This window comes from Herbaspirillum sp. ST 5-3 (assembly GCF_004804275.1).
GTDB lineage: Bacteria > Pseudomonadota > Gammaproteobacteria > Burkholderiales > Burkholderiaceae_D > Noviherbaspirillum.
The window spans coordinates 40,495-65,500 of record NZ_STGI01000005.1 but is presented as its reverse complement, the minus strand read 5'-3'; the positions used below and the strand labels follow the sequence as shown (position 1 = coordinate 65,500).

20 protein-coding genes are annotated in these 25,006 nt (G+C 62.1%); 18 read left to right on the top strand and 2 right to left on the bottom strand.

Annotation, left to right across the window (positions count from 1 at the left end; translation table 11 throughout):
• The first annotated feature begins 108 nt into the window (after positions 1-108).
• From E6W33_RS11840 to E6W33_RS11795, 9 genes are all read left to right on the top strand, one after another.
• On the top strand, positions 109-1,305 hold the full coding sequence (locus tag E6W33_RS11840; protein ID WP_136417526.1) for an iron-containing alcohol dehydrogenase: 1,197 nt from the start codon (positions 109-111) through the stop codon (positions 1,303-1,305).
• Between the two features lie 60 nt (positions 1,306-1,365).
• Entirely contained in the window at positions 1,366-2,274 is a 909-nt protein-coding gene (locus E6W33_RS11835) for a LysR substrate-binding domain-containing protein (protein ID WP_136417525.1), read from the top strand.
• 562 nt (positions 2,275-2,836) lie between these two features.
• The gene (locus tag E6W33_RS11825; protein ID WP_136417523.1) at positions 2,837-3,697 is read left to right on the top strand and encodes a MaoC family dehydratase N-terminal domain-containing protein; all 861 of its coding nucleotides are present in this window, start codon (positions 2,837-2,839) and stop codon (positions 3,695-3,697) included.
• 17 nt (positions 3,698-3,714) lie between these two features.
• On the top strand, positions 3,715-4,875 hold the full coding sequence (locus E6W33_RS11820; RefSeq protein WP_136417522.1) for an acyl-CoA dehydrogenase family protein: 1,161 nt from the start codon (positions 3,715-3,717) through the stop codon (positions 4,873-4,875).
• Positions 4,876-4,884: 9 nt separating this feature from the next.
• Positions 4,885-6,063, top strand: a complete 1,179-nt coding sequence (locus E6W33_RS11815) for a CaiB/BaiF CoA-transferase family protein (RefSeq protein WP_136417521.1) — start codon at positions 4,885-4,887, stop codon at positions 6,061-6,063.
• A gap of 31 nt (positions 6,064-6,094) precedes the next feature.
• Complete coding sequence (locus tag E6W33_RS11810) at positions 6,095-7,450, top strand: MmgE/PrpD family protein (RefSeq protein WP_136417520.1); 1,356 nt, start codon at positions 6,095-6,097, stop codon at positions 7,448-7,450.
• Positions 7,451-7,463: 13 nt separating this feature from the next.
• Positions 7,464-8,270, top strand: a complete 807-nt coding sequence (locus E6W33_RS11805; RefSeq protein WP_136417519.1) for a CoA ester lyase — start codon at positions 7,464-7,466, stop codon at positions 8,268-8,270.
• A gap of 28 nt (positions 8,271-8,298) precedes the next feature.
• A complete protein-coding gene (locus tag E6W33_RS11800) occupies positions 8,299-9,303 on the top strand; it encodes a TRAP transporter substrate-binding protein (RefSeq protein WP_136417518.1) in 1,005 nt (334 codons plus the stop codon).
• A gap of 72 nt (positions 9,304-9,375) precedes the next feature.
• Positions 9,376-10,086 carry a class I SAM-dependent methyltransferase gene (locus E6W33_RS11795; protein ID WP_136417517.1) on the top strand — a complete coding sequence of 237 codons (711 nt, stop codon included), beginning with the start codon at positions 9,376-9,378 and terminating at the stop codon, positions 10,084-10,086.
• A 3-nt stretch (positions 10,087-10,089) separates the two neighbouring features.
• On the opposite strand, the gene E6W33_RS11790 is transcribed toward E6W33_RS11795, so the two are convergent.
• Positions 10,090-12,282, bottom strand: coding sequence for a CHASE domain-containing protein (locus E6W33_RS11790; RefSeq protein WP_168798618.1), 2,193 nt, complete (start codon positions 12,280-12,282; stop codon positions 10,090-10,092).
• A 35-nt stretch (positions 12,283-12,317) separates the two neighbouring features.
• Between E6W33_RS11790 and E6W33_RS27015 the strand changes: the two genes are divergently transcribed.
• A complete protein-coding gene (locus E6W33_RS27015; RefSeq protein ID WP_168798617.1) occupies positions 12,318-12,518 on the top strand; it encodes a hypothetical protein in 201 nt (66 codons plus the stop codon).
• A 136-nt stretch (positions 12,519-12,654) separates the two neighbouring features.
• On the top strand, positions 12,655-13,491 hold the full coding sequence (locus E6W33_RS11785) for a hypothetical protein (RefSeq protein WP_136417515.1): 837 nt from the start codon (positions 12,655-12,657) through the stop codon (positions 13,489-13,491).
• Between the two features lie 122 nt (positions 13,492-13,613).
• Here E6W33_RS11785 and E6W33_RS11780 read toward each other — a convergent pair whose 3' ends face one another.
• A complete protein-coding gene (locus E6W33_RS11780; protein ID WP_136417514.1) occupies positions 13,614-15,191 on the bottom strand; it encodes a sensor domain-containing diguanylate cyclase in 1,578 nt (525 codons plus the stop codon).
• Positions 15,192-15,528: 337 nt separating this feature from the next.
• On the opposite strand from E6W33_RS11780, the gene E6W33_RS11775 reads away from it, so the two are divergent.
• The 7 genes from E6W33_RS11775 (at position 15,529) to selB (ending at position 24,990) form a co-directional block, all read left to right on the top strand.
• A complete protein-coding gene (locus E6W33_RS11775) occupies positions 15,529-16,491 on the top strand; it encodes a LysR family transcriptional regulator (protein ID WP_136417513.1) in 963 nt (320 codons plus the stop codon).
• A 205-nt stretch (positions 16,492-16,696) separates the two neighbouring features.
• Complete coding sequence (locus E6W33_RS11770; protein ID WP_247869623.1) at positions 16,697-18,385, top strand: long-chain fatty acid--CoA ligase; 1,689 nt, start codon at positions 16,697-16,699, stop codon at positions 18,383-18,385.
• A gap of 40 nt (positions 18,386-18,425) precedes the next feature.
• The gene (locus tag E6W33_RS11765) at positions 18,426-19,673 is read left to right on the top strand and encodes a branched-chain amino acid ABC transporter substrate-binding protein (RefSeq protein ID WP_136417512.1); all 1,248 of its coding nucleotides are present in this window, start codon (positions 18,426-18,428) and stop codon (positions 19,671-19,673) included.
• Positions 19,674-19,721: 48 nt separating this feature from the next.
• Positions 19,722-21,158 (top strand): thioredoxin family protein, encoded by a 1,437-nt coding sequence (locus tag E6W33_RS11760; RefSeq protein WP_136417511.1) that lies wholly within the window; start codon positions 19,722-19,724, stop codon positions 21,156-21,158.
• The gene (locus E6W33_RS27825) at positions 21,155-21,679 is read left to right on the top strand and encodes a UGSC family (seleno)protein (protein ID WP_282183693.1); all 525 of its coding nucleotides are present in this window, start codon (positions 21,155-21,157) and stop codon (positions 21,677-21,679) included. The genes E6W33_RS11760 and E6W33_RS27825 overlap by 4 nt, the downstream gene beginning before the upstream one ends.
• A gap of 24 nt (positions 21,680-21,703) precedes the next feature.
• Positions 21,704-23,098 carry an L-seryl-tRNA(Sec) selenium transferase gene (gene selA, locus E6W33_RS11745; RefSeq protein WP_136417508.1) on the top strand — a complete coding sequence of 465 codons (1,395 nt, stop codon included), beginning with the start codon at positions 21,704-21,706 and terminating at the stop codon, positions 23,096-23,098.
• Positions 23,095-24,990 (top strand): selenocysteine-specific translation elongation factor, encoded by a 1,896-nt coding sequence (gene selB, locus E6W33_RS11740; protein WP_136417507.1) that lies wholly within the window; start codon positions 23,095-23,097, stop codon positions 24,988-24,990. Before selA ends, selB begins: the two co-directional genes overlap by 4 nt.
• The last annotated feature ends 16 nt before the right edge of the window (positions 24,991-25,006 follow it).

Here is a 25,006-nt window from a genome sequence, read left to right as displayed (position 1 = left end):
GGGAGGCAAAGGTGTCAAGCCTTTCGAAAGCGATTCGTGCGTTTCGACAGCCTGCGTTTCAACAGCCTGCTATAGTGCCATTCTTGCCCAAGCCCTACGCAGAAACCGATGAGAGCCATTCCGACATTCTCCGTTGCCCGCCTGCCCGAAATTCGCTTCGGCGCCGGGCGCTTGAAGGAAACCGCCGAGGTCGCCGCACAGTACGGCAGCAAAGCCTTGCTGGTGACTGGCGGCAGGTCATTCGTGTCCACGCCGCACTGGCAGCAGTTGCAGGACGCGTTGAAAGCAAAAGGGATCGCGTGGGAATGGCTGCAGGTGACCCAGGAGCCCTCGCCGCACCTGGTGGATGAGGCTGTGGCGAAATACCTCAAGGCCGGGATTCAGGTCGTGGTCGGCGTCGGCGGCGGCAGTGCGCTGGATGCGGCCAAGGCCATCGCGGGCTTGCTGATCAGCGGACATTCCGTGATGAACTATCTGGAGGGCGTCGGCCACGGCATGGTCTATGAAGGTCCTGCGCTGCCTTTCATCGCCGTGCCCACCACCGCCGGTACCGGCAGCGAGGCGACCAAGAATGCCGTGCTCAGCCTGCAAGGCGATACCGGTTTCAAAAAATCCTTCCGCCACGATGCGCTGGTGGCACGCGTCGCGATTGTCGACCCTGACCTGCTCGCATCCTGCCCGCAGAATCTGATCGCGGCCAACGGCATGGATGCCTTTACGCAGTTGCTGGAATCCTATGTATCGCTCAACGCCAGCCCGTTCACCGACGCGCTTGCCTGGTCCGGGCTGGAAGCATTTCGAGATGGCTTCTGGACAGCATGGGACCCTGCGCACCCGCATCGGTGCGAAGGCTTGTCTTCCATTGCCTACGCTTCGCTGCTCTCGGGAATCACGCTGGCGCAGGCCGGCCTCGGCTCGGTGCACGGATTGGCCGCACCGCTGGGCGCCTACTTTCCGATTCCGCACGGCGTCGCCTGCGGCACGCTGGTCGCGGAAGCGACGGCGGTGAACATTCATGCACTGCGCGCGCGCGACCCGCATGCGCGCACCCTGAGAAAATATGCGCAAGTCGGGCGCCTGTTGTCGGGCGTTCAAGGCAATGACGACAATGCCGCTGCCGACATGCTGGTGCGCCTTCTGCATTCCTGGGCGGAACGTCTGAAGCTGCCGCGTCTCAGCGCATTCGGCATGAGTGCGGAACAGGTCGACAAGGTAGTCGAGAATTGCCGCGGCGGCAGCATGCGCACCAATCCGATCCTGCTGAATTACGAAGAGCTGGCGCAATTGCTGCTCGCACGGCTGTGACAAAATACCGGTATTGCCAATCGCAAGTTCAGAGCCGGATGACATCATCCCTCATTTTCCATGGCCATCCATTTTGATCTGACCGACCTTCGCCTGTTCGCCAACATCGCCGAGGAAAACAGCCTCACGCGCGGCGCGGAACGTTCCCACATGTCGCTGCCGGCAGCCAGTACCCGCATCAAGAACCTGGAAGACAGCGTTGGCGCGAAGCTGCTGATCCGCACCAGCCAGGGCGTCACGCTCACGCCGCCGGGGCAGGCTTTCCTGCATCACGCGCGCCTGGTCCTGCAGCAGCTCGAATACCTGCGCAGCGAGCTGCAGGAATATGCGCAAGGCATGAAAGGCCATGTGCGGGTGTTTGCGAATACCACGGCGATGACCGAATTCCTGCCGGCGATACTGCCGGCCTTCCTTGCGAGCCATCCTGATGTCAGCGTCGATTTGCGCGAGCGACTCAGCCATGACATCGTGCGCGCGGTGAGCGAAGGCAAGACCGATATCGGTATCGTTGCCGGCAATGTGCGTACCGAAGGTTTGGAGGTGCTGCCTTATCGCGAAGACCGGTTGGTACTGGTGTCCGCATTGGCGCATCCGCTGGCGCATTTGAATGTGACGAGCTTCGAGAATACGCTGGACTACGATCACGTCGGCTTGCACGAGTCGAGTGCGATCCATGCCTTCGTCAACCGTGCGGCGGATGAATTGAGCAGGACGATGAAGACGCGCATTCGCGTCGGCAACTTCGAGGCGGTTTGCCGGATGGTGGAGGCGAATGTGGGGATCGGCATGCTGCCGGAGTCTGCGGCGCGGAGGCATGCGAAAACGATGGCGATCCGGATCGTTCAGTTGAGCGATGAGTGGGCGTTGCGGAAGTTGCAGATTTGCGTGAGGAGCATGCAGTTGTTGCCGCATTTTGCGCGGGATTTGGTGGAGATGCTGGTGGAGGATAGTGAGAGGCAGGGGGAATGAGGTTTCGGCCTTCACTGGCGTTCTTTCTTCTTGTCTCTCTTCGGTGATGCAATGCCTTGTTTTCTCCGTTGTGACTTGCCGGGGGCGGCCCGGCGGCCGCTCACTTTCTTTGCTTCGCCAAAGAAAGTAAGCAAAGAAAGGCGACCGCGGTGAGATGCCCCTTCGGGGTTCCCGGCAAATGGGGCGCCGAAGCGGGAAGCGAAACCAACTCGCCTTCGGCTCAAACATGTTTCGCTTCTTTATCCACTTCGGCGCCCCATTTGCCGGCAGCTCACAGCGGGAAAGGCAACAGCCTCTTTGCGCGGCGTGAGTCTGATGGCGTCTTCATTTTCTTTGTGTTTTGACAACCTGCTTTTTCTTTTCCTTCCCTAGGGTTAATCCCAGCCAAAGTCCGCCTTTCGGATTTCCAAATTGTGCCCCTGGGGCACTTCCTTCAGACTAAGCCTGTCCTTTCGTCAATCCGCGCTTCTTCGTCGATTGTCATGATGAAAGGCACGAATTCCAGCGGCGGGGCGCTTTTGCGCTCGCCCATTCCCAACCATTGACAGCAATCGACACGCTCATGGACATGCCATATTTGCGTGAATGGCTCGGCCGGACCGAGACGTATCACGATGAAATCACCCGTACGCCGATCACGGCCTTGTCGGCGACTCTCGATCGGGACGACGCGCCGCCGGGCAAGGGTGAGGCGCTGCCGCCGCTGTGGCACTGGCTGTATTTCCTGCCGGTACATCGCCAGTCGGAGCTCGGGCCGGATGGACATGCCGCGCGCGGCGGATTTCTGCCGCCGGTGCCGCTGCCGCGCCGGATGTGGGCGGGCGGTCGTTTGCAATTCCATCATCCGCTGCGTCTGGCCGATGCGATCACGCGTGAGTCGCGCATCGTTGACGTCAGCTACAAGGAAGGCCGCACCGGCCCGCTGGTGTTCGTGCTGGTGCGCCATGAGATCAGCAATGCCGACGGCGTCGCGCTGACGGAAGAACATGACATCGTCTATCGCGACAATCCGAAACCCGATGATCCGGCACCGAAGCCGATTGCGGCGCGCAACGATCACGACTGGATGCGCGAGATCCGCCCGGATGACGTGCTGCTGTTCCGCTATTCCGCGCTGACCTTCAATGGCCATCGCATTCATTACGACCGTCGCTATGTGACGGAAGTGGAAGGTTATCCAGGTCTGGTCGTGCACGGACCGCTGATCGCGACCCTGCTGATGGACCTGTTGCGGCGCAACCTGCCGGAGGCTGTGGTCGCACAGTTCTCTTTCCGCGCCATCAAGCCCTTGTTCGACACCGCGCCGTTTTTCGTGTGCGGCAAGCTCGACAACGACGGCAAGACGGTGCTGTTGTGGGCCAAGGATGCGACGGGCGCGCTGACCATGGATGCGAGCGCGACGCTCGTGCAAGTACAGAATTGAATCAAAGGAAAGAATCGATGTTGCAAGCGACTGATCAATACCAGGATGTACGCGATGCGGTGCGCGATTTGTGCGCCGAATTCCCGGCGGAATATTTTCGCAAGATCGACGAGGCGCGCGGCTATCCCGAGGAATTCGTCAATGCGCTGACCAAGGCAGGCTGGCTGGCCGCGCTGATTCCGCAGGAATACGGCGGCTCCGGCCTCGGCCTGACCGAGGCCTCGGTGATCATGGAAGAGATCAACCGCTCGGGCGGCAACTCCGGTGCCTGCCACGGCCAGATGTACAACATGGGCACGCTGCTGCGCCACGGTTCGGAAGAACAGAAGCGCAAGTATTTGCCGAAGATCGCCAGCGGCGAACTGCGCCTGCAATCGATGGCGGTGACCGAGCCGACCACCGGCACCGACACCACAAAGATCAAGACGGTGGCGGTGAAGAAGGACGACCGCTATGTAGTCAACGGGCAGAAGGTGTGGATCTCGCGCGTGCAGCATTCCGACCTGATGATCCTGCTGGCGCGCACCACGCCGCTGGCGGACGTAAAGAAGAAATCGGAAGGCATGTCCATCTTCATCGTCGACCTGCATGACGCGATCGGCAAGGGGCTGTCGGTGCAGCCGATTCTCAACATGGTCAACCACGAGACCAACGAGCTGTTCTTCGAGAATCTTGAAATTCCGGCGGAGAACCTGATTGGCGAGGAAGGCAAGGGCTTCAAGTACATCCTCGACGGCTTGAATGCGGAACGCACGCTGATCGCCGCCGAATGCATCGGCGATGGCTACTGGTTCATCGACAAGGTCACGAAGTACGTGAACGAGCGCATGGTGTTCGGCCGACCGATCGGACAGAACCAGGGCGTGCAATTCCCGATCGCGAAAGCCTATGTCAACCTGGAAGCGGCCAACCTGATGCGCTTCAAGGCTTGCCAGTTGTTCGACGCGCACAAGGCCTGCGGCGCGGAAGCGAACATGGCGAAGATGCTGGCGGCCGACGCATCCTGGGAAGCGGCCAACGCCTGTCTGCAATACCACGGCGGCTTCGGCTTCGCCTGCGAATACGACGTGGAACGCAAGTTCCGCGAGACCCGCCTGTATCAGGTCGCGCCGATCTCGACCAACCTGATCCTGTCCTATGTTGCCGAGCACGTGCTTGGATTGCCGCGTTCGTTCTGAGGAGTCAGCATGCGACCACTTGATGGAATCACAGTCGTCACTCTCGAACATGCAATCGCCGCGCCGTTCTGCACGCGTCAACTGGCCGACCTCGGCGCGCGCGTGATCAAGGTCGAGCGCCCCGGCGTCGGCGACTTCGCGCGGGCCTACGATACCCGCGTGCACGGCCTTGCTTCGCATTTCGTCTGGACCAATCGCTCCAAGGAAAGCCTGACGCTCGACGTCAAGCACCTGGAAGCCGGCGTCATCCTCGACAAGCTCCTGCGCGAGGCCGACGTGCTGGTGCAGAACCTCGCGCCCGGCGCTGCCGAGCGGCTCGGCTTGTCCTACGAAGCCTTGCAGGAAAAATTTCCGCGCCTGATCGTCTGCGACATTTCCGGCTATGGCAACGACGGCCCGTACCGCGACAAGAAAGCCTACGACCTGCTGATCCAGAGCGAGGCGGGCTTCCTGTCGATCACCGGATCGAAGAACGAACCGGCCAAGGCAGGCTGCTCGATTGCCGACATCGCCGCCGGCATGTACGCATATACCAACATCCTCGCGGCATTGCTCCAGCGCGGCAAGACCGGACGCGGTTGCCACATCGACGTCTCCATGCTGGAAGGCATGGCCGAGTGGATGAGCTATCCGCTGTATTACGCCTACGACGGCGCCGAGCCGCCGCCGCGCGCGGGCGCCTCGCACGCGACGATTTACCCGTATGGCCCGTTCCCGACCGGCGACGGCAAGACGGTGATGCTCGGTCTTCAGAACGAACGCGAATGGATGGTGTTTTGCGACAAGGTGCTGCAGCAGCCTGCGCTGGCGACGGACCCGCGCTTCTTCACGAATTCCGCCCGCAGCGCGGCACGCGCCGAACTGCGCGCGATCATCGTCGAGGTATTTTCCAGGCTGACCGCGGAACAGGTGATCGAGCGTCTCGACGCCGCGCAGATCGCCAACGCGCACATGAACGACATGCACGACCTGTGGCAACACCCGCAACTGAAGGCGCGCCAGCGCTGGGTCGAGGTGGATACACCGGCCGGAAAGATTCCGGCGCTGCTGCCGCCCGGCGTTCCCGACGCGTACGAGCCGCGCATGGATGCCGTACCGGCACTCGGTGAGCACACCGAGGCGATCCTGGCTGAGCTGGGTTATGACGACAAGGCGATTGCCGCACTGAAGCAAGAGAAGGCGATCTAGGACAGACACATCGAACAAGGAAAGTAACCGCATGAGCAATCACCCCAGCAAATCGCTTGCCGCCTTCGCCGCCACCCTGCGTTTTGAAGACATCCCCGCGCATGTGTTGCGCCGCGCGGAAGACTTGTTCCTCGACTGGTTCGGCTCCGCATTGGCGGGCAAGGGCGCGCGGCCAGTGGAAATCATTGAGCGCTTTGCCCTGCAGATGGCATCGAGCAACGGCGAGTCCGAAGTGCTGATCTCGCGCCGCCGCACCACGCCAATGTTCGCGGCCATGGTCAACGCTGCCGCATCGCATTTTGTCGAGCAGGATGATGTGCATAACGGCTCGGTATTTCATCCGGCGACCGTCGTGTTTCCGCCGGCGCTCGCGGTCGCGCAATCGCTCGGCTGCTCCGGCCGCGATCTGCTCGTCGCTGCGGTGGCGGGCTATGAAGTTGGCATCCGCGTCGGCGAATTTCTCGGCCGCTCGCATTACCGGATCTTCCATACCACCGGCACGGCCGGCAGCGTCGCGGCCGCTGCTGCAGTCGGCCGCCTGCTGCAATTGACGCCCGAGCAGATGCTCGACGCAATTGGTTCCGCAGGCACGCAAGCCGCCGGACTATGGGAGTTCCTGCGTGACGCTGCCGATTCCAAGCAGTTGCACACGGCGCATGCGGCAACATCCGGACTGATGGCGGCCTATCTTGCCAAGGATGGCTTCACTGGCGCCAAACATATTCTCGAAGGGAAGCAGGGCATGGCGGCCGGCATGTCGAGCGATGCCGATCCGGCGCGACTGACGGATCGCCTCGGCGAACGCTGGGCACTGGCGGAAACCTCCTTCAAGTTCCATGCATCCTGCCGTCATACGCATCCGGCCGCCGACGCGCTGCTGCAGGTGATGCAGCAGCACCAGTTGGCGCCGCAGCAAGTCGCGCGCGTCACCGCGCATGTGCATCAGGGAGCGATCGACGTGCTCGGTCCGGTCGTCAACCCGCAGACCGTGCATCAGGCCAAGTTTTCGATGGGAACCGTGCTCGGCCTGATTGCACAATTCCAGCGCGCCGGGCTGAAGGAATTCGAGGAGGCTTATAACGACCCGCGCATCGCGGAATTCCGCGGCAAGGTGCACATGGAGCTCGACAGCGAAGTCGATAGCGCCTATCCGGTGCGCTGGATCGGCAAAGTCACCGTGGAGACGGTCGACGGCCGCCGCTTGCATGGCCGCGTCGACGAGCCGAAGGGCGACCCCGGCAACACGCTGAGCCGCGAAGAGTTGGAGCAGAAGGCCTTGCATCTTGCGGACTTCAGTCATGCCGCGACGGAAGACGAGATGGGCGCGGTGTTCCGGCGCATCTGGAACCTGGCGCAGCCGGGCAAGATCGAGCGCTTCTTTGCGTGAGGGCGAACAAAGCATGAAAAAGACCCTGGCGCGTTCCTATCTCTTCGTTCCCGGCGATCGTCCCGAGCGCTTCGACAAGGCATGTGCCGCCGGCGCGCATGCGGTGATTATCGACCTTGAGGACGCCGTACCGCCCGCTGGCAAGCAGGCGGCGCGCGCCGCCGTGGCAGCCTGGGTTTCGCCTTCTCATCCGGTGCTGGTGCGCGTCAATGGCGCGGCGAGCGAATGGTTTGCGGACGATCTCGTCCTGTGCGACTTGCCCGGTGTGGCCGGGATCGTGCTGCCCAAGGCGGAGAACCCGCAGGACATCGCGCAACTGGTCGCGGCGGGCGCAAAGCGCGTGCTGCCGCTGATCGAAACAGCACAAGGCGTATGGAATGCCCACGCTCTGGCGACGGCGCCCGGCGTGCAGCGGCTCATGTTCGGTTCGATCGATTTCCAGCTCGATGCCGGTATCGACGGCGATGTCGATGAATTGCTGTATGTGCGCTCGCAACTGGTCCTGGTGTCGCGCGTCGCCGGCATTCAGCCGCCGGTCGACGGCGTGACCACTGCCCTCGACGATCCCGAGCAATTGCGCAAAGACACGCAACGCGCGCGCCGGCTCGGCTTCGGCGGAAAGCTGTGCATTCACCCGAAGCAGGTGGAGAGGGTGAACAGGCATTTCCTGCCGAGCGAGGAAGACGTCGCCTGGGCGCGACGCGTGTTGCAGGTAGCCGCCGATGCGCAAGGCGCGGCGGTTGCACTGGACGGAAAGATGGTGGATCTCCCGGTGATCCGCAAGGCCGAGGAGATTGTCAGCGAAGTGGAAAGACGCTAGCGGTATTTCAATAACGAAGGAGACGATAATGCAGAAAACCCGTTTGACACTGATTGCCGTGACCGCGCTTGCGCTGTCCGGAAGCGCCATGGCGCAAGCACCCATCGTGATCAAGTTCAGCCACGTGGTGGCCAACGATACGCCGAAAGGCAAGGGCGCAGACCGCTTCAAGGAACTGGCTGAAAAACTCACCAACGGCCGCGTCAAGGTCGAGGTCTACCCGAACAGCACCTTGTACAAGGACAAGGAAGAGATGGAGGCGCTGCAGCTCGGCGCAGTGCAGATGCTCGCGCCGTCGGTATCGAAATTCGGGCCGCTGGGCGCGAAGGAATTCGAGGTGTTCGACCTGCCGTACATCTTCCCGAGCAAGGCCGTGCTGTACCGCGTGACCGAAGGCCAGATCGGCAAGGATCTGTTCAAGAAGCTGGAACCCAAGGGCATCACCGGGCTGGCTTATTGGGATAACGGTTTCAAGGTGATGACCGCCAACAAGCCGATGCACACGCCGGCCGATTTCAAGGGCCTGAAGTTGCGCATCCAGTCGTCCAAGGTGCTTGACGCGCAGATGCGCGCGCTCGGCGCCAATCCGCAGATGCTGGCGTTCTCCGAGGTGTACCAGGCGATGCAGACCGGCGTGGTCGACGGCGGCGAGAACACGCCGTCCAATGTCTACACGCAAAAGATGCATGAAGTGCAAAAGCACCTGACCGTCTCGGACCATGGCTATATCGGCTATGCCGTGATCGTGAACAAGAAGTTCTGGGACGGCCTGCCGCCCGACATTCGCGCGCAACTGGAAGAAGCGATGCGCGGCGCGACCAAATACGCTAACTCGATTTCCCAGCTTGACAATGATGCGGCGCTGGAAGCGATCAAGAAATCCGGCAAGACCACGGTCTACACGCTGAACGACAAGGAAAAGGCGGAGTGGCGCAAGGCATTGCAGCCGGTGCACAAGGAAATGGCCGGCCGCATCGGCAAGGACCTGATCGATGCGGTGTATAAGGAAGCCGCAGCCCTAGGCTACAAGTAAAATACCGGGTGGATGGCATGCATGTTATTGCGTGCCATGCCGCTTGGTGAAGTTTCAGAGATAGAGGATACGATGCAACTTGCTCCCGATCATATCGAACTTGTGTGCGACGAAATGCAGCTGGTCAACGAGGTGCTGCCGCAAGGCGCGCGCGTGCTGGAGTTGGGCTGCGGCAAGGGAGAAAAGACGCGCCTCATCGCGCAGGGCGGCAGGGCGGCGTCGATACTGGCGCTGGAGGTCGACCGCGTCCAGCACGAGAAGAACATGCAGGTCGCCGACCTGCCCAATGTCCGCTTTGCGCTCGGTGGCGCGGAGGATATTCCGGCCGAGGATGCCAGCTTCGACATCGTGATGATGTTCAAGTCGCTGCATCACGTGCCGATGGAAAAGATGGATCGCGCCTTGCAGGAAATCCGCCGCGTACTCAAGCCGGGCGGTCTGGCCTATCTTTCCGAGCCGATCTTTGCCGGCGCATTCAACGACATCCTGCGCCTGTTTCATGATGAAGAAGAGGTGCGCAAGGCGGCTTTCGCGGCCATCCGGCGCGCGGTCGAAACGCGGCAACTCTCATTGATCCGGCAGATCTTCTTCCAGGCGCCGGTACGCTACCAGGACTTCGCGCAATTCGAACGCGCCGTCCTGAAGGTGACGCATACCAGCCATGTGCTGTCGCCGGAACTGTATGAAGAAGTGCGCACGAGATTCGAGCGGCATGTCACGCCGGAGGGCGCCTTGTTCCACGCGCCGATGCGCGTCGACCTACTGCGCAAGGGCGCGGAATAGCTCTTATTCCACGCTGTTGAGCAAGCGGGCGGAGTCGAGCGTCTCGTCTTCCGTTTCCAGCGGAATATAGATGGTGAGCGTGGTGCCTCTGCCGGGCGCGCTCTGGATGCGGAACTCGCCGTTGAGTGCATTGATGCGCTCCTCCACGCCGACCAGTCCGAAGGAATTGGCCGCCTTGCGGTTTTCCGGATAGATGCCCACGCCGTTATCCATGATGGTCATCGCCAGGCGGTCGTCTTCCTGGTAAAGCTCGATCAGCACGCGCGTCGCGTTGGCATGGCGGATCACATTGGTCAGGGATTCCTGCAGGATGCGGAACAGGGAGGTGGCGCGCGTGTCGTCGACCACGAACTCCTTGTCGCCGATGATGAGGTCGCAGGCGATGCCGGTGCGGCGCCGGAATTCGGCGACCTGCCATTCGATCGCTGCCGTCAGGCCGAGGTCGAGCACCGCGGGGCGCAAATTGTTGATGATGGTGCGAATCGTCTTGACCGTCGCATCGAGATGATTGAGTGCGCCGCGCACCTTTTCATTGAGCCTGGGATGCGTCTTGCCGGTGCGCGCGTCGAGCATCGACACATCGATGCGCAAGGCGAGCAGCGTCTGTCCCAGCTCATCATGAATCTCGCGGGCGATGCGCTTGCGCTCGTCTTCCTTCACGCGATCCTGGTGTGCGGTCAATTCGCGCAGCAACTCCTGCGAACGCTTCAGCGCCTCGACCGTATGCTTGCGTTCGGAGATATCCATGATGGTGCCGCGCAGCAGCATGTTGCGATCGTCATGCCCGAGGCGCGAGATCGTCTGCACCCAGCGCACCGTGCCATCCGCCAGCGTAATGCGATGCTCCAGTGTGAATTCTTCGCCGGTGATGATCGAATGGTCGAGTCCGGCGCGCACCTTGTGGCGGTCTTCCGCGTGGATGTGGCGCAGGAAAAATTCATAGTGCGGCTCGTCCAGCAGGCGATCGACGCCGAAGATGCGATAGGTCTCGGCCGACCAGTTCATCTTGCCGCTGCCCGGCTCCAGCACCCAGCTTCCCAGGTGCGCCATATGCTGCGCCTCGGCCAGGCTGGCCTCGCTATTGCGCAAGTCCTTGGTCATTTCCTGCGCCAGCTCGACCGCGCGACGACGCGCGGTCATCAGCGAATAATAGATGGAGTACAACAGTACAGTGCTGGTCAGGGCGCCGGCCAGCACCAGCCAGGGCAGATAGGAGTCGTATCCGTCCGCCATCTGCGCCTTGTTGGCCGTGAACTCTGCCTCCCAAATGCGCGGCCCGACAGGCATGATCACCCGCTTGACAAAGAGATTGCCGGTCAGTGAAGGCGGCTGGGCGTGCTTGTCGCCAGTCGGTGCCGCGCTGTCGAACAGCAGGCGCGCCGGGTCGGTGGTCCCTGGAGCCAGGTTCTCGTCGTTGCGTCCGATATCGTAGAGGCGCACGCGCAGATAGTTCATCGTGCTCTTGTCGACGGCACCGAGCATCAGCATGCGCACGTCGAAGCCCGCTCCGACCGAACCGAAATAGGCGGCGCGCCTTTGCTCGACGTTGTTGAGCGGCATGCCACGCCGGTAAACCGGCATGCGCATCGCCAGGCCGATATGGTGATACGGGCCGTTGATTTGAATCAGCTTGCCGGAAGAAGTGACCTGGCCCGTGTCGCGTGAGGCGGCGAGCGCTTTTGCGACTGCCGGGCGCGCCCACATGTCAGAACCGAGCACGACGCGGTTGCTCTCGATCGGTTCGAGATAGGTCAGCACATGATATTCACTTCGTTCTCCCGCCGGACTGATTGCAAAGTCCGGGTAGCCCTGCGGATCGATGCTGGTGTCATTGCGAACGGCTGCCTCGAAGGCTTTCTTGTCTTTCGCAAGCACGCGCGGGGCAAAGTTCAGGCTTTTGATTCCGGGAAAGCTCTGCTCGAGGTTCAACTTTTCGACATACGCGTGAAACTGCTCGCGGGATATCCGATCACTTGTATAAAAAAGGGCGCTGACGCCGCGCAGCACGTCGATGTACGACTGGATGCGTGCCTTGATGGCGAGCTGCGCATTGTTTGCCTGATAGGAAAAATGCGTTTCGTTGCTTTCGTCGACGGACTTGGCCGTCAGCACCGAGAGCGCCAGCGAAATCGCCAATCCCGCCCACCACGCGGTGGAACAGAAAAGGGATTTGAAAAATCGTTTGGAAATGCGCATCTGGCGATCAAAAACTCTGTTGCTCAACGATAAGCTTGAAAACCATTCCCGTGGCGGAAAGGGGTGAGCTTTCATCACGAAAGTTGCGATTCTTTCAGGGCTGGCCGAAACCGGAGTGTATAACTTTTTCCCTCCGGTTTGTTTTTCTCGAAACCTTTGCCAAGGGCGCAATGAACGCTGTTTTCCTTGTAACCGGCATCATGACCTATTCGAAAGCCGGTGCGTATCCAATTTGACTTGGATCAATAAAGTTACAAGTATGACAATATTTTGTTGTGCTAGAGTAAATCGCACGCTGATGAGGAAAAGCAACAGCATGCGAAGCTTCATCTGCGTGACGTCTCCATTAATCGTTATTGAAAGGCGGCACCAATGAAGAAAAATACTGAAATGGCAGTAGAAAAAACGGTCGCAGCGATTTTTGCGTTGGATCTCGATCCGATCAAGTTCAAGTTGATGAGCAAGGAGGACGGATACGGGTGGACGCAGGCGAAAGCCGACCATTACGAGCAGGAATACAAACGCTTCCTCTCGCTGGTGGTGAAATTTCCTGAGGAGAGCATCGTCCCGAGCGTGAACGTCGACAAGTTCTGGCACGCCCACATTCTCGATACCATGAAATATGCCGAAGACTGCGACAAGGTTTTTGGGTATTTCCTTCATCACTACCCCTATTTCGGGCTGCGCGGAGAGGAAGACGCAGCCAACCAGGTGAAAGCGGCAGACGCGACGCGTCGCCTGTACGAGCAGGAATTCGGCGTGCCTGGCAGCGGGAATGCCGCTTATTGCGGACTTGCTGCCGACCAGACTTCTGCCTACTGCGGCGCTGCAGTCGGCACACCGGCCGAGAAGCATGCTGAAGAAACTGTCTACTGCGGAGCGACGGCCGCCTACTGTGGCGCTGCCGCCGGCAAGCCAGCCGGGAAGCAAATGGAAACGTCCGCCTATTGCGGAGCAGCGAGTGCCTACTGTGGTGCGGCGGCCGGCAAGCCGGCGGAAACGTCCGCCTATTGCGGAGCAGCGACTGCTTATTGCGGCGCAGCAGCAGCCAAGCCTGCGCAGCCGCAGGCTGAAGCGACAGCCTATTGTGGTGCCGCAGTCGGCAAGCATGCAGAAACGGCGGCCTATTGCGGCGCGGCTGCGGGCAAGAAAGCCGCCGCGAAGCAGGCTGAGCAGAGCGCATACTGCGGCGCGGCCATCCACGCCTGAACCGCCCACGCCTTCACGAAGCGGGAAATTGGCGCCTCACGTCGAACGACGTCGGGCGCTTTTTTATTGCCTTGAGAGTTGCAGAAGTCCAGAGAGCAGGAGATTTCCGCCTGCCCGAGGGCTCAACACACCGCGACCTGATTGCGGCCGTTGCTTTTGGCGAGATACAAACCGTCATCGGCGCGCTTCAAGGCCGGATCGGCGTTTGGCTCCCCTGCGCGGTACTGCGATACACCGCAGCTGACAGTAATTTTCAGCAGGTCGCCTTTGATTTCCACCGGACGTTCCATCACCAGGATACGCAGCCGGTCTGCAACGGTCCGCGCTTCCTCCGCGCCGGTATTAGGCAGCGCCATGATGAATTCCTCGCCGCCGAAGCGCGCAAACACGTCCGCTTCGCGCAGGGATTCCTTGCACACGGTGGTCAGCATCTGCAGCACCTTGTCCCCGGCCGGATGTCCATACATATCGTTGATGCGCTTGAAGTGATCGGCGTCGATGGTGATGAAGGACAGGGGAAAACCGTGCCGATTGGCGGCGCTGACGAGCTTGGGGACCGACTCGAAGAAGAATCGCCGGTTATACGCGCCGGTAAGCGGATCGGTGATCGAGGTGATGCGCAGTTCTTCGCTCAGTTTTTGCAGTTCGAGATGTTTTTGCTCCAGTGCCTGGTGCGCACCTTCCAGCGCCAGCCGCGATTTTTCGCGCTCGCGAGCCCGCTCCAGCACTTGATTCAAAGACAGAAGCGAGAGCGCCAGCAGGGAGAGCGCGCCGGCGGTGAGGAGCGCGATCCGCGTTGCGACGACATTGACCTGCGCCATCGGCACGAACACGTGAAGGCTCCAGTCGGAGCCGGGAATCGTGCCGGACTTGAGCAGATAGCGCACCGGGGGTTCGTTTGCGGCGTCATCGCCCTGGCTTACGCTGACGATCTGTTCGCCGCTCGGAAAGCGCTCGACCAGGCTCATGGGTAGCGGCGGCTTCAATACCGTCTCGTATTGACGGGTGTGTTCAAGCGTTTTCTCGGCAGCTTCAGACAATGTATGCAGCGGGCGGTACTTCCAGTCCGGCAGCGAACTGAGAAAGATGACGCCGTTGTCGTCCGCCACCACGACTTGTTCCCGGCTCTTGCGCCAGCCCTGGTCAATATCGCTCATGTCGATCTTGACGGTGGCTACGCCGATCACCTTGCCGGCAATGCTGACTGGCTGGGACAGGTAATACCCAGGACGCCTGCTGGTGGTGCCCATGCCGTAGAATCGGCCGCTCTGGTTTGCCAGGGCGTCCTGGAAATAGGGACGATAGGCGTAGTCCTGCCCGACGAAACTCTCCGGCTCCTGCCAGTTGCTGGCGGCAATCACCCGTCCCTTCTTGTCCAGGATGTAAATCACCGCGGATTTCGCGCTGCTGTTGGTCTGCTCGAGAAAAAGATTTGCCCGACGAAGCGCGGCTGGATCACTTTCATGCTGCAGCGCATCAACGATGGTCGGGTGGCTGGCCACGACTTCCGGCAGATAGCTGAACTTGTCGGTCGGCGCGAACAGGTTTGCGCTGGAGAGTTCCAGACGGTATGCGGCCTCTTGCTTCAGGTCGGTGATCCCGTCCTTGCGGCTGATGGTATAGGACAAGTAGGCCGCGGATGCGACAGCGATCAAAATAATGAAGGCGTGACCGATTCGTTTGCCGGTGTCGTTCAGCATGCTTGTCCACGCGTTATTTCTGTATGGGAATTGTACAGCCTGGCGCCCCCTGCGCGACACAGGACAGCTGTACGAAACCTGCCGACAGTGCCGGGAAACCACAACATATGCAGATTGTGCATATAATGACAATTGCCGCACGACGTTTGCTTTTTGGCATGCTCCCAGCAGGTTTTTCGGTGCTGCGGCACAATACACAGCGAACAGGACATCCGCCTGTCAGCGCAGTTGCTTGGGAGGCAAGGCGTCAAATGTCGAAAAACAAGGCTAGAGGGGAGCGACGGCGCTCGCCCAAGGTGCAAGCCGTAGAAACCGTCGCGAACCAGCGGATGGCAGCATGAACCTTTCTCGTGTCGATCTCAATCTGTTCGTCGTCTTTGAAGCGATTTTCACGCTGGGCAGCATCACCGCGGCAGGGCGCAAACTGAACCTGTCGCAACCGGCGGTCAGCCACGCGCTGGCGCGCCTGCGCACATTGTTCGATGATCCGCTGTTCGAACGCAGCAGCCGGGGCATGGAGCCGACACCGCTGGCACGCGCTCTGATCCTCGACGTGCGCAATGCCCTCGAACGTATGGAAGGAACGCTCCATCGCACGGTCCACTTCGACCCGTCGACCACGCGGCGCCGCTTCACTGTCGCCATGGGAGATCCCTTCGACTCCTTGCTGCTGCCCTTGCTCATGGAGCGCATCGGCCCGGTCGCGCCCGGCATCGAGGTCGCGACCCTCTACAGCGACCGGCGACGGGTGGAACCGGCCCTGCTGGAAGGATCGCTGGATCTCGCGGTCGACCTGCTGCTGCCGATGCCGCCGACGATCAACCTCAAACCCATCCTGTCCGAGCCGATGATCGTGATGGCGCGCCGCGGCCATCCCGACGTCCGTGGCAAGATCGACCTCGATACCTATCTGGGCCAGGAACACATCCAGGTGTCTTCGCGCCGGCGCGGACTGAGTGCGGAAGACATGGCGCTGCGCCGCTGCGGCCTCACGCGCCATGTGCGACTGCGCTGCGAGCACTACGGCGCCGCCTGCCGCATCGTCAGCCGCACCAACATGCTGATGACCATGCCGTTCAGCTTCGCCAGCATGGCCAACGAATCGGTTCAAAATCAGCTGCTCCCGGTGCCCTTTCCCGTGCCGCATCTCGAATTGTTCCTGTACTGGAACATCAGCAGCGACAGCGACGCCGCATGCCGGTGGCTGCGCGAACAGATCCTGCTGACCATGGCTGAAGTGCAGGGGCACAGCGCGCAGTCCACGGAGTCCACTGAATCCGCCGAAACAACTTCCTCCTGACAACTGTCGACGCGATATGCACAGCATGCATATCGCTCCATCGAACGAAATCATTGGATTCGCCGCGCGCCGCATCTTAAGCTTGGCGCTTCACAAACATGAAAGCTCCCCAGGGCGCGGCTTGCGCAGGCGAGGGAGCATTGCTGTCAACCGGCCCGGTGCACCACGCGCGCAGCGCCGGCACGGGCTGAAGCAGTATGCGGAGATGAAAGTGTCAGACATGCCCTGGCTTGCGAACTACCCGTCCAATGCGCGATGGGACGCCGAGATCGAGACCATGCCGATCCAGCAGATTCTGGAACAGGCCGCCGCGCGCTACCCGGACAAGGATGCGATCGAATTCCACGGTCGGCGCTTCAGTTACCGGGAATTGCTGCAACTGGTCGACCGCGCGGCGAAAGGCCTGCAGATGCTGGGCGTGGAGCCGGGCGTGCGCGTCGGGCTTTACCTGCCGAACACGCCGCACTATGTGATCGGTTTCTTCGCGATCCTCAAGGCCGGCGGCATCGTCGTCAACTACTCGCCGCTGGACGCCGAGCAGGTCATCGCGCACAAGATCGACGACAGCGGAACCGAGATCATGCTCACGCTCGATCTGAAGTCACTGTATCCGACCGCCGAGCGGCTGCTTGGCAGGACCGGCCTGAAGCGCATCGTGGTGGGAACCATGCAGGAACTGGGCGACGCCTCGCGCCAGCCGGAGGCCGACATGGAGGAATGCGCCGAGGTGGCATGGGGCGGGCACTGCATCAGCTTCGCGCAGCTCTGCAACAACGACGGCCTTTATCGTGCCGTCTCGCCATCCGACATTGACAACGATGTCGCCGTTCTGCAATACACCGGCGGGACCACGGGACTGTCGAAAGGCGCGATGCTCACGCACGCCAACCTGACGGCGGGCTGCAGCCAGGCCTTGCTGTCCCTGAGCGGAGAGAACGGGCTGGAAGAGGGCGCGGAACGTCTGCTGGTGGTGCTGCCCTTGTTCCACATCTATGCGCTCACCTTCAATATGCTGCTGGGCATCCGCGTGGCCGGTTTGATGATCCTGCATCCGCGCTTCAAGCTGGAACAGGCGGTCCGCGAGCTCGCGGAGAAGAAGGTGACGCTCTTCTTCGGCGTCCCGACCATGTTCACCGCCATCAACGGCCTGCCCGGCGTCGAGGCCTTCGACCTTTCCTCGCTCAAATTCAGCAATTCCGGCGGCGCGCCATTGCCGCTGGAAGTGCATCAGCGCTTCGAGAAGCTGACCGGCTGCCGTCTGCAGGAAGGATGGGGCATGACCGAAGTATGCGGCGTCGGCACCAACACGCCGCGCAACGGTGCCACCAAGGCGGGTTCCTGCGGCGTCCCGCTGCCGGGCGTGCGGATCCGTTTCGCCAGCGTGGACGATCCCTCGAACCTCGTGCCCTATGGCATGCGCGGCGAAATCTGCATCGCGGGCCCGAACGTGATGAAGGGATACTGGAAACGTCCGGATGCGACGACCGAAGTCATGACTGCCGACGGCTACCTGCGCACCGGCGATGTCGGCTACATGGACAAGGACGGCTCGCTGTGGATCGTCGACCGCATCAAGGACATGATTCTCTGCGGCGGCTTCAACGTCTATCCGCGCAATCTCGAGGAAGCCATTTACAGGCACCCGGCCGTGGCCGAGGTCATGGTGATCGGCGTGCCCGATCCCTACCGCGGCCAGCATCCGAAGGCGTTCATCACGCTCAAGCAAGGCGCCAAGCCCTTCTCGCTTGAAGAACTCAAGCATTTCCTCGCTCCCTATCTCGGCAAGCACGAGATGGTGCAGGCGCTGGAGTTCCGCGACGCGCTGCCAAAGACTGCGGTGGGCAAGCTGTCGAAGAAGGATTTATACGACGAGGCGAGACGCACTGCCGCGTAGGCTGGTCTAAAAAAATGACATAACTCAGGAGGCAAGAAACATGAAGAACCCAATCCGCCGGTTTGCGCTGGCAATTTCCCTTGGCGCCGCGTTGGCGGCTCCCGCGGCGCAGGCCGACAATGTCAAGATCGCCTTTATCGATCCGCTCTCGGGCGCGTTCGCGCCGCCCGGGCAGAATGCGCTGCACAGCTGGCAGATTGTCGCCGACATCGCCAACCAGCAGAAGTGGGCCGGCCCCGGCAATACCTTCGAGATCGTCGGCTTCGACAACAAGGGAAGTCCGCAGGAATCCCTGATCCAGTTGAAGGCCATCATCGACCAGGGCTATCGCTACATTGCGCAAGGCGCGGGCTCCGGCGTCGGGCTGGCATTGATGGATGCGATCAACAAGCACAACGAACGCAATCCCGGCAAGGAGATCGTCTATCTCGACTACGCCGCGCTCGATCCCGACATGACGAACAGCAAGTGCAGCTTCTGGCACTTCCGCTTCGAACCGAATTCCGACATGCGGATGGAAGCGCTCACCAGCTTCATCGCCAAGAATCCTGACATCAAGAAGGTCTACATCATCGGGCAGAATTACGCACTCGGCCATCAGGTCAGCCGCGCGGCGAAGGAATACCTGCGGCGCAAGCGCCCGGACATCCAGATCGCCGGCGACGACCTGCATCCGATTGCCACGGTCAAGGATTTCTCTCCCTATGTTGCGAAGATCAAGGCATCCGGCGCGGATTCCATCATCACCGGGAACTGGGGCGCCGACCTGGCCTTGCTGATCAAGGCGGCCAAGGATGCCGACCTGAAAGCGAATTTCTATACCTACACCGCCTACACGACCGGCGTGCCGCTCGCCATGGGCTCCGCCGGCGCGGACCACGTCAAGAACGTCAGCTACTGGAACATCAACAACGAAGCCTTTGTCGGCAAGGACATTGCCGATGCATTCAAGAAGAAGTTCAACGACGACTACTGGCTGATGTCGACCCACAGCGCCATTACGATGATGTCCAGGGCGATCAAGGAAGCTGGCTCCACCGACCCGGTCAAGGTCGCCTTCGCCATGGAAGGCATGAAGGTCAAGACGCTCAATGGCGAAGTCGAAATGCGCAAGGCCGACCACCAGTTGCAACAACCGATCTACATCAATACCTGGACCAGGATCAACGGCAAGGATGTGAAGTACGATCAGGAAAATACCGGCTATGGCTGGAAGACCGAGAAGAAGATCGATGCCTATGTCGCCACGCAGCCGACTTCATGCCAGATGAAGCGGCCGTCCAGGTAATCGGGATTGTTTGCACCCGCCACGGATGCGCACAAGGAGAGTTTGCCGATGAATCATCCGACCGATGGCCTTGTCGTTGTTGCCAAGCGCGAATGCCCGACATGCGCGCTGGTGGAGCCTTTGCTGCATGAACTGGCGCAGGCGGGACAGCCGCTCACCGTGTATGTGCAGGACAGCGCCGATTATGCGGCCGGCTGTCCTGCCGTGTTTTACGACGAGACCCTGGAAACGTCCTACCGGTTGGGCATCGAGGTGGTGCCGACTGTCATCCGCTTCGAGAATGGCCGGGAGGCGGAACGCTGCTACGGCTGGCATCGCGAAGACTGGCAAAAGATCACCGGGCGCAGCGAACTCGGCAAGGACTTGCCTGCGCTGCGGCCCGGCTGCGGATCGAAGACGCTGGAGCCGGGCGTGCAGGAGGAGCTGGCTATCCGTTTCGGCAATGTTCGTTTTGCGTCGCGGCCGATCGAGATCGCCGGCAGCGAAGACCTGATGGAGGCATGCTTCGAGCGCGGCTGGACCGACGGCTTGCCGGTGGTGCCGCCGACGCGCGAGCGCGTGCTGCGCATGCTCGCCGGGACCACGCGTTCGCCCGACGAAGTGGTCGGCATCGTGCCGCCCGATCTGGTCGCCTGCACCGTCGAGAAGGTCGCCATCAATGCCGTCATGGCGGGATGCAAGCCCGAGTACATGCCGGTGGTGCTGGCCGCGCTGGAAGCGGCGCTGACCGACGAATTCGGCATGCATGGCATACTGTGCACCACGATGTTCGCCGGGCCGATGGTGATCGTCAACGGACCGATCACGCGCGCCATCGGCATGAATTCCGGGGTGAATGCGTTGGGGCAGGGCAACCGCGCCAATGCCACCATCGGACGTGCCTTGCAGCTCATCATCCGCAATGTCGGCGGCGGGCGTCCGGGCGAGCTGGACCGCGCGACGCTCGGCACGCCGGGCAAGTATTCATTCTGCTTCGCCGAGGCCGAAGACAGTGCATGGGAGCCGCTCTCGGTTGAGCGCGGCTTTGCCAAGGGACGCTCGACGGTGACGCTGTTTGCAGGCGAGGGCGTGCAGGGCATCGTCGACCAGAAATCGCGCACGCCGGAATCCCTGGCGCGCAGCTTCGCGCTCTGCCTGCGCGCGGTCGACCATCCGAAGCTGGCCATGGCGGGCGACGCGGTGCTGGTGGTATCGCCGGAGCACAGCCGCGTGTTCATCGAAGCCGGCTGGTCCAAGGCGCGGCTGCGCGAGGAACTGGAGCGCCTGCTTCAACTGCCGGGCGAAGAGATGGTGGTCGGCGCCGGCGGCATCGCGGAAGGATTGCCCCTGTCGATGGCGGCGAGCACCGTGCCGAAATTCCGCCCCGGCGGCCTGTTCATCGTTCGTGCCGGCGGCACCGCCGGATTGTTTTCTGCTGTGATTGCCGGCTGGGCCGCGTCAGGCCCGGTTGGTTCGACCCCTGTCACCAAGGAGATCGCTGTATGAAAGAAGCATCCATCCTGCTGGACCCGACCGCCGAGCGCGCGGCGGCGATGCGCGCCTTGCTGGCGCGTCCCGCCTCGCTGGCCGGACTGACGGTCGGCATCCTTGATATTTCCAAGGCACGCGGCAATGTGTTCCTCGACCGCGTCGACGAGCAATTGCGTGCGCGCGGCGTGAGCGTCAAGCGTTATCGCAAGCCGACCTTCACGCGCACCGCGCCGACCGCGCTCAAGCAGCAGATCGCGACCGAATGCAATCTCGTCATCGAAGGCCTGGCCGACTGAGGTTCCTGCACGTCGTGCTGTATGCATGACATCGCAGACCTTGAAGGTCGTGGCATTCCGGGAGTCGCGATTGCGTCTACTGAATTCGTGCAGGCAGCGGCCCTGCAATCCAAGGTGCTCGGATTCGATCCGGCCATGGTGTTCGTGCGGCATCCGATCCAGGACCGCAGCGACGATGAGCTGCGCGCGCTGGCCGACGAAGCGATCGAGGCGATCCTGCGCGGGATCACCGCGCCCTAAGCGACCTGTCGCCGGGAGGCGCGTGTGAGCGCGGCCGAACTCCCGCGCGTGCGCCTGCCTTCGGTCGATCGCGTGCTCGCCTGGCCGGTCGTTGCAGCCCTGATCGCAGCACACGGCAGGCCGCTGGTCGTCGACGCGGTGCGCGCCGAGCTTGCCGCATTGCGCGCGCAATCGGCGACGCAGGGCGACGACGCGATTGCGCAAGGCATTTCTCCCCGGGTCCTGGCCGACACCACGCCGTCCCTGCGCAAGGTTTTCAATCTCACCGGCACGGTCCTGCACACCAATCTCGGCCGTGCGCCGCTGCCGCCGGAAGCCATCGAGGCCATGGTGCAGGTGGCGTCCGGCGCATCCAATCTCGAATACGATCTCGCCGTCGGGCAGCGCGGCGACCGCGACGATCACGTCGAGCAGTGGCTGTGCCGGCTGACCGGCGCGCAAGCGGCGACCGTGGTGAACAACAATGCCGCCGCCGTGTTGCTGCTGTTGAACACCCTGTCGCTGCGCAAGGAAACCATCGTGTCGCGCGGCGAGCTGATCGAGATCGGCGGCGCCTTTCGCCTGCCGGATATCATGGCGCGCGCCGGCTGCAAGCTGCGTGAAGTGGGCACGACCAACCGCACCCATCTGCGCGACTACGAGGAAGCGCTCGGGCCGCGCACCGCCTTGATGCTCAAGGCCCATACCAGCAATTACCGCATCGAAGGTTTTGTCGCGGCGCCCGACGAACGCGCGCTGTCGCAACTGGCAAAGGAAAAGAGTTTGCCTTTCGTCGTCGACCTCGGAAGCGGCACTCTGATTGATCTCGCGCGCTTCGGCCTGCCGCATGAGCCGACGCCGGCCGAGACCCTGGCCAATGGTGCCGATCTGGTCACCTTCAGCGGCGACAAGCTGCTGGGCGGTCCGCAGGCCGGCATCATTGTCGGCCGCGCCGACCTGATTGCGCGCATCAAGAAGAATCCGATGAAACGCGCGATGCGTTGCGACAAGATGACCATCGCCGCATTGGCCACGGTGCTGCGCTTGTACGGCGACCCGGAGCGGCTGGCGCAACGTCTTCCCGCCGTGCGCCTGCTTGCGCGCTCGCCGCTCGACATCGAGGCACTGGCGCATCGCATGCGGCCCGTGGTCGGCGCCTGGTTGCGCGGGCGCGCCGAGGTTGATGTGGTGCCGGTGCACAGTCAGATCGGCAGCGGTTCGCTTCCCGTCGATGTGCTGCCGAGTTTTGCGCTGCGCATTCTGCCGAACCGCCTCGGACGTGCATCTGGAAGGGCAGTCGAGCAGATTGCCGCCGCGTTTCGCGGCCTCGCCGTGCCGGTGATCGGCCGCATCGCCGACGGCGCTTTCCTGCTCGACATGCGCTGCCTGGAGGAAGAAGAGTTGTTCGTCGCGGGATTCAAGGAGGCGGCCGCGCCATGATCGTCGCCACCGCCGGCCATGTCGATCACGGCAAGACCACGCTCGTCGGAGCGTTGACCGGCGTGGACACCGATCGCCTGAAGGAAGAGAAGGAACGCGGCATGTCGATCGACCTCGGCTTTGCCTACGCCGACTTCGGCCACGGGCAGCGTATCGGATTTGTCGATGTGCCGGGACATGAACGCTTCCTGCGCAACATGCTGGCCGGTGTTGCAGCCATCGATTTCGCCCTGCTGGTGGTCGCCGCGGACGATGGCCCGATGCCGCAGACCGTCGAGCATCTTGCGATTCTCGAACTGCTCGGCATGCAACGCGGCGCAATCGCCTTGACCAAAACCGACCGGGTGTCCGCGGAGCGGGTGCGCGCGGCGCAGGCAGAAGTGCGAAGCCTGCTAGCGGGTAGCGGCCTGGAAGCTGCGCCGATTTTTCCCATGGCGACGACCTCGGGCGAGGGCGTGCAAGCCTTGCGCGAGCACCTGCGGGACAGTGGTCGCACGCTTGCCGCGAAAACCGCGCGCGGCCATTTTCGCCTTGTGGTGGATCGCAGTTTCATCCTGCCAGGCGCCGGCCTGGTGGTCGCGGGGCCGGTGCTGGCCGGGAGCGTGAAGGTCGGCGATCAGTTGATCGCGTCGCCGCAGGGCATCCCGGTGCGCGTACGCGGCATTCATGCGCAGAATCTCCCTGCCGATGCGGCGCGTGCCGGCGAGCGCTGCGCGCTCAACATCGCAGGCAGCGAGCTGCGACATGAAATGGTCGGGCGCGGGGACTGGCTGGTCGCTTCGGCGCTGCATGCGCCGAGCGATCGCCTCGATGTCTGCGTCAAGGTGCTGGCAAGCGAGGCGCGTGCGCTGGCGCACTGGACACCGGTGCATTTGCATATCGGTGCAGCGGTCGCGAATGCGCGTGTCGCGGTCCTGGGAGAACGCGCGATAGCACCGGGGCAGAGCGGCTTTGCACAGCTGGTGCTCGATGCGCCGGTCGCGGCGCTGCATGGCGATCGTTTCGTGTTGCGCGACCAATCGGCGCAGCGTACGATCGCCGGCGGCGAGGTGGTCGATCCGTTCGGCCTTTCACGCGGAAGAGCAAAAGCGGCCCGGCTGGCGCAACTGACGGCGATGCGCATTCCGCAACCCGCGCAGGCACTGAAGGACTTGCTCGATGCGCAGCCGGAAGGCGTCGATCTCGAACGCTTTGCGCTGGCGAGAAATCTTGTCGCAGATGAAGTGGAGGCGCTGCGGACCGCACTTGGCATCCATGTCGTCAACGCCCCGGATGTCCGTCTCGGATTTTCGCCGGCACGCTGGCGGTCGCTGCAGGCGCAGGTGCTGGCCGTGCTGGAAGACTGGCACGGCCGGCAGCCGGAGAGTCTCGGCCCCTCCGAGGCGCAACTGGAAGCGGCCGTGGGCGTGCCGGCGCGTTCGCCCTTGTTAAGCGCCGTGCTCGCGGAGCTGATCGGGCAGCACAAGCTGCGGCGGGCAGGATTGTGTTTGTCGCTTGCGCAGCATGTGGCATGCTTGTCGGAAGGCGATGCGGCGCTGCTGGCGAAGGTGAGCACGCTACTGGAAGCGAGCGGCTTGCGGCCGCCGATTGTCGGCGAGCTTGCGCGCATGCTGGAGATTGAGCAAGCCGTGTTGCTTGCGTTTCTTGAGCGGGCTGCAGCGCTGGGCCATCTCCTTCGCGTCGCCAAAAACCGGTTTTTCCTGCCTGCGACGATGGAAGCACTGGCGGAAGCGGCGCGACAGCTCGCGGGCGATTCGGAGCAGGGCAGTTTTGATGCGGCCAGCTACCGCGACCGCACCGGCATAGGGCGTAATCTGACGATCGAGGTGTTGGAGTTTCTCGACCGCATTCGCGTCACACGCTTTGCCGGAGGACGGCGGCGGATCGCGTGATCGTCGGCATATGTGA

Coding starts and splice junctions, on each gene's coding strand:
- E6W33_RS11840 (WP_136417526.1), top strand. CDS start 109: ATGAGAGCCATTCCGACATTCTCCGTTGCCCGCCTGCCCGAAATTCGC.
- E6W33_RS11835 (WP_136417525.1), top strand. CDS start 1,366: ATGGCCATCCATTTTGATCTGACCGACCTTCGCCTGTTCGCCAACATC.
- E6W33_RS11825 (WP_136417523.1), top strand. CDS start 2,837: ATGGACATGCCATATTTGCGTGAATGGCTCGGCCGGACCGAGACGTAT.
- E6W33_RS11820 (WP_136417522.1), top strand. CDS start 3,715: ATGTTGCAAGCGACTGATCAATACCAGGATGTACGCGATGCGGTGCGC.
- E6W33_RS11815 (WP_136417521.1), top strand. CDS start 4,885: ATGCGACCACTTGATGGAATCACAGTCGTCACTCTCGAACATGCAATC.
- E6W33_RS11810 (WP_136417520.1), top strand. CDS start 6,095: ATGAGCAATCACCCCAGCAAATCGCTTGCCGCCTTCGCCGCCACCCTG.
- E6W33_RS11805 (WP_136417519.1), top strand. CDS start 7,464: ATGAAAAAGACCCTGGCGCGTTCCTATCTCTTCGTTCCCGGCGATCGT.
- E6W33_RS11800 (WP_136417518.1), top strand. CDS start 8,299: ATGCAGAAAACCCGTTTGACACTGATTGCCGTGACCGCGCTTGCGCTG.
- E6W33_RS11795 (WP_136417517.1), top strand. CDS start 9,376: ATGCAACTTGCTCCCGATCATATCGAACTTGTGTGCGACGAAATGCAG.
- E6W33_RS11790 (WP_168798618.1), bottom strand. CDS start 12,282: ATGCGCATTTCCAAACGATTTTTCAAATCCCTTTTCTGTTCCACCGCG.
- E6W33_RS11785 (WP_136417515.1), top strand. CDS start 12,655: ATGAAGAAAAATACTGAAATGGCAGTAGAAAAAACGGTCGCAGCGATT.
- E6W33_RS11780 (WP_136417514.1), bottom strand. CDS start 15,191: ATGCTGAACGACACCGGCAAACGAATCGGTCACGCCTTCATTATTTTG.
- E6W33_RS11775 (WP_136417513.1), top strand. CDS start 15,529: ATGAACCTTTCTCGTGTCGATCTCAATCTGTTCGTCGTCTTTGAAGCG.
- E6W33_RS11770 (WP_247869623.1), top strand. CDS start 16,697: ATGAAAGTGTCAGACATGCCCTGGCTTGCGAACTACCCGTCCAATGCG.
- E6W33_RS11765 (WP_136417512.1), top strand. CDS start 18,426: ATGAAGAACCCAATCCGCCGGTTTGCGCTGGCAATTTCCCTTGGCGCC.
- E6W33_RS11760 (WP_136417511.1), top strand. CDS start 19,722: ATGAATCATCCGACCGATGGCCTTGTCGTTGTTGCCAAGCGCGAATGC.
- selB (WP_136417507.1), top strand. CDS start 23,095: ATGATCGTCGCCACCGCCGGCCATGTCGATCACGGCAAGACCACGCTC.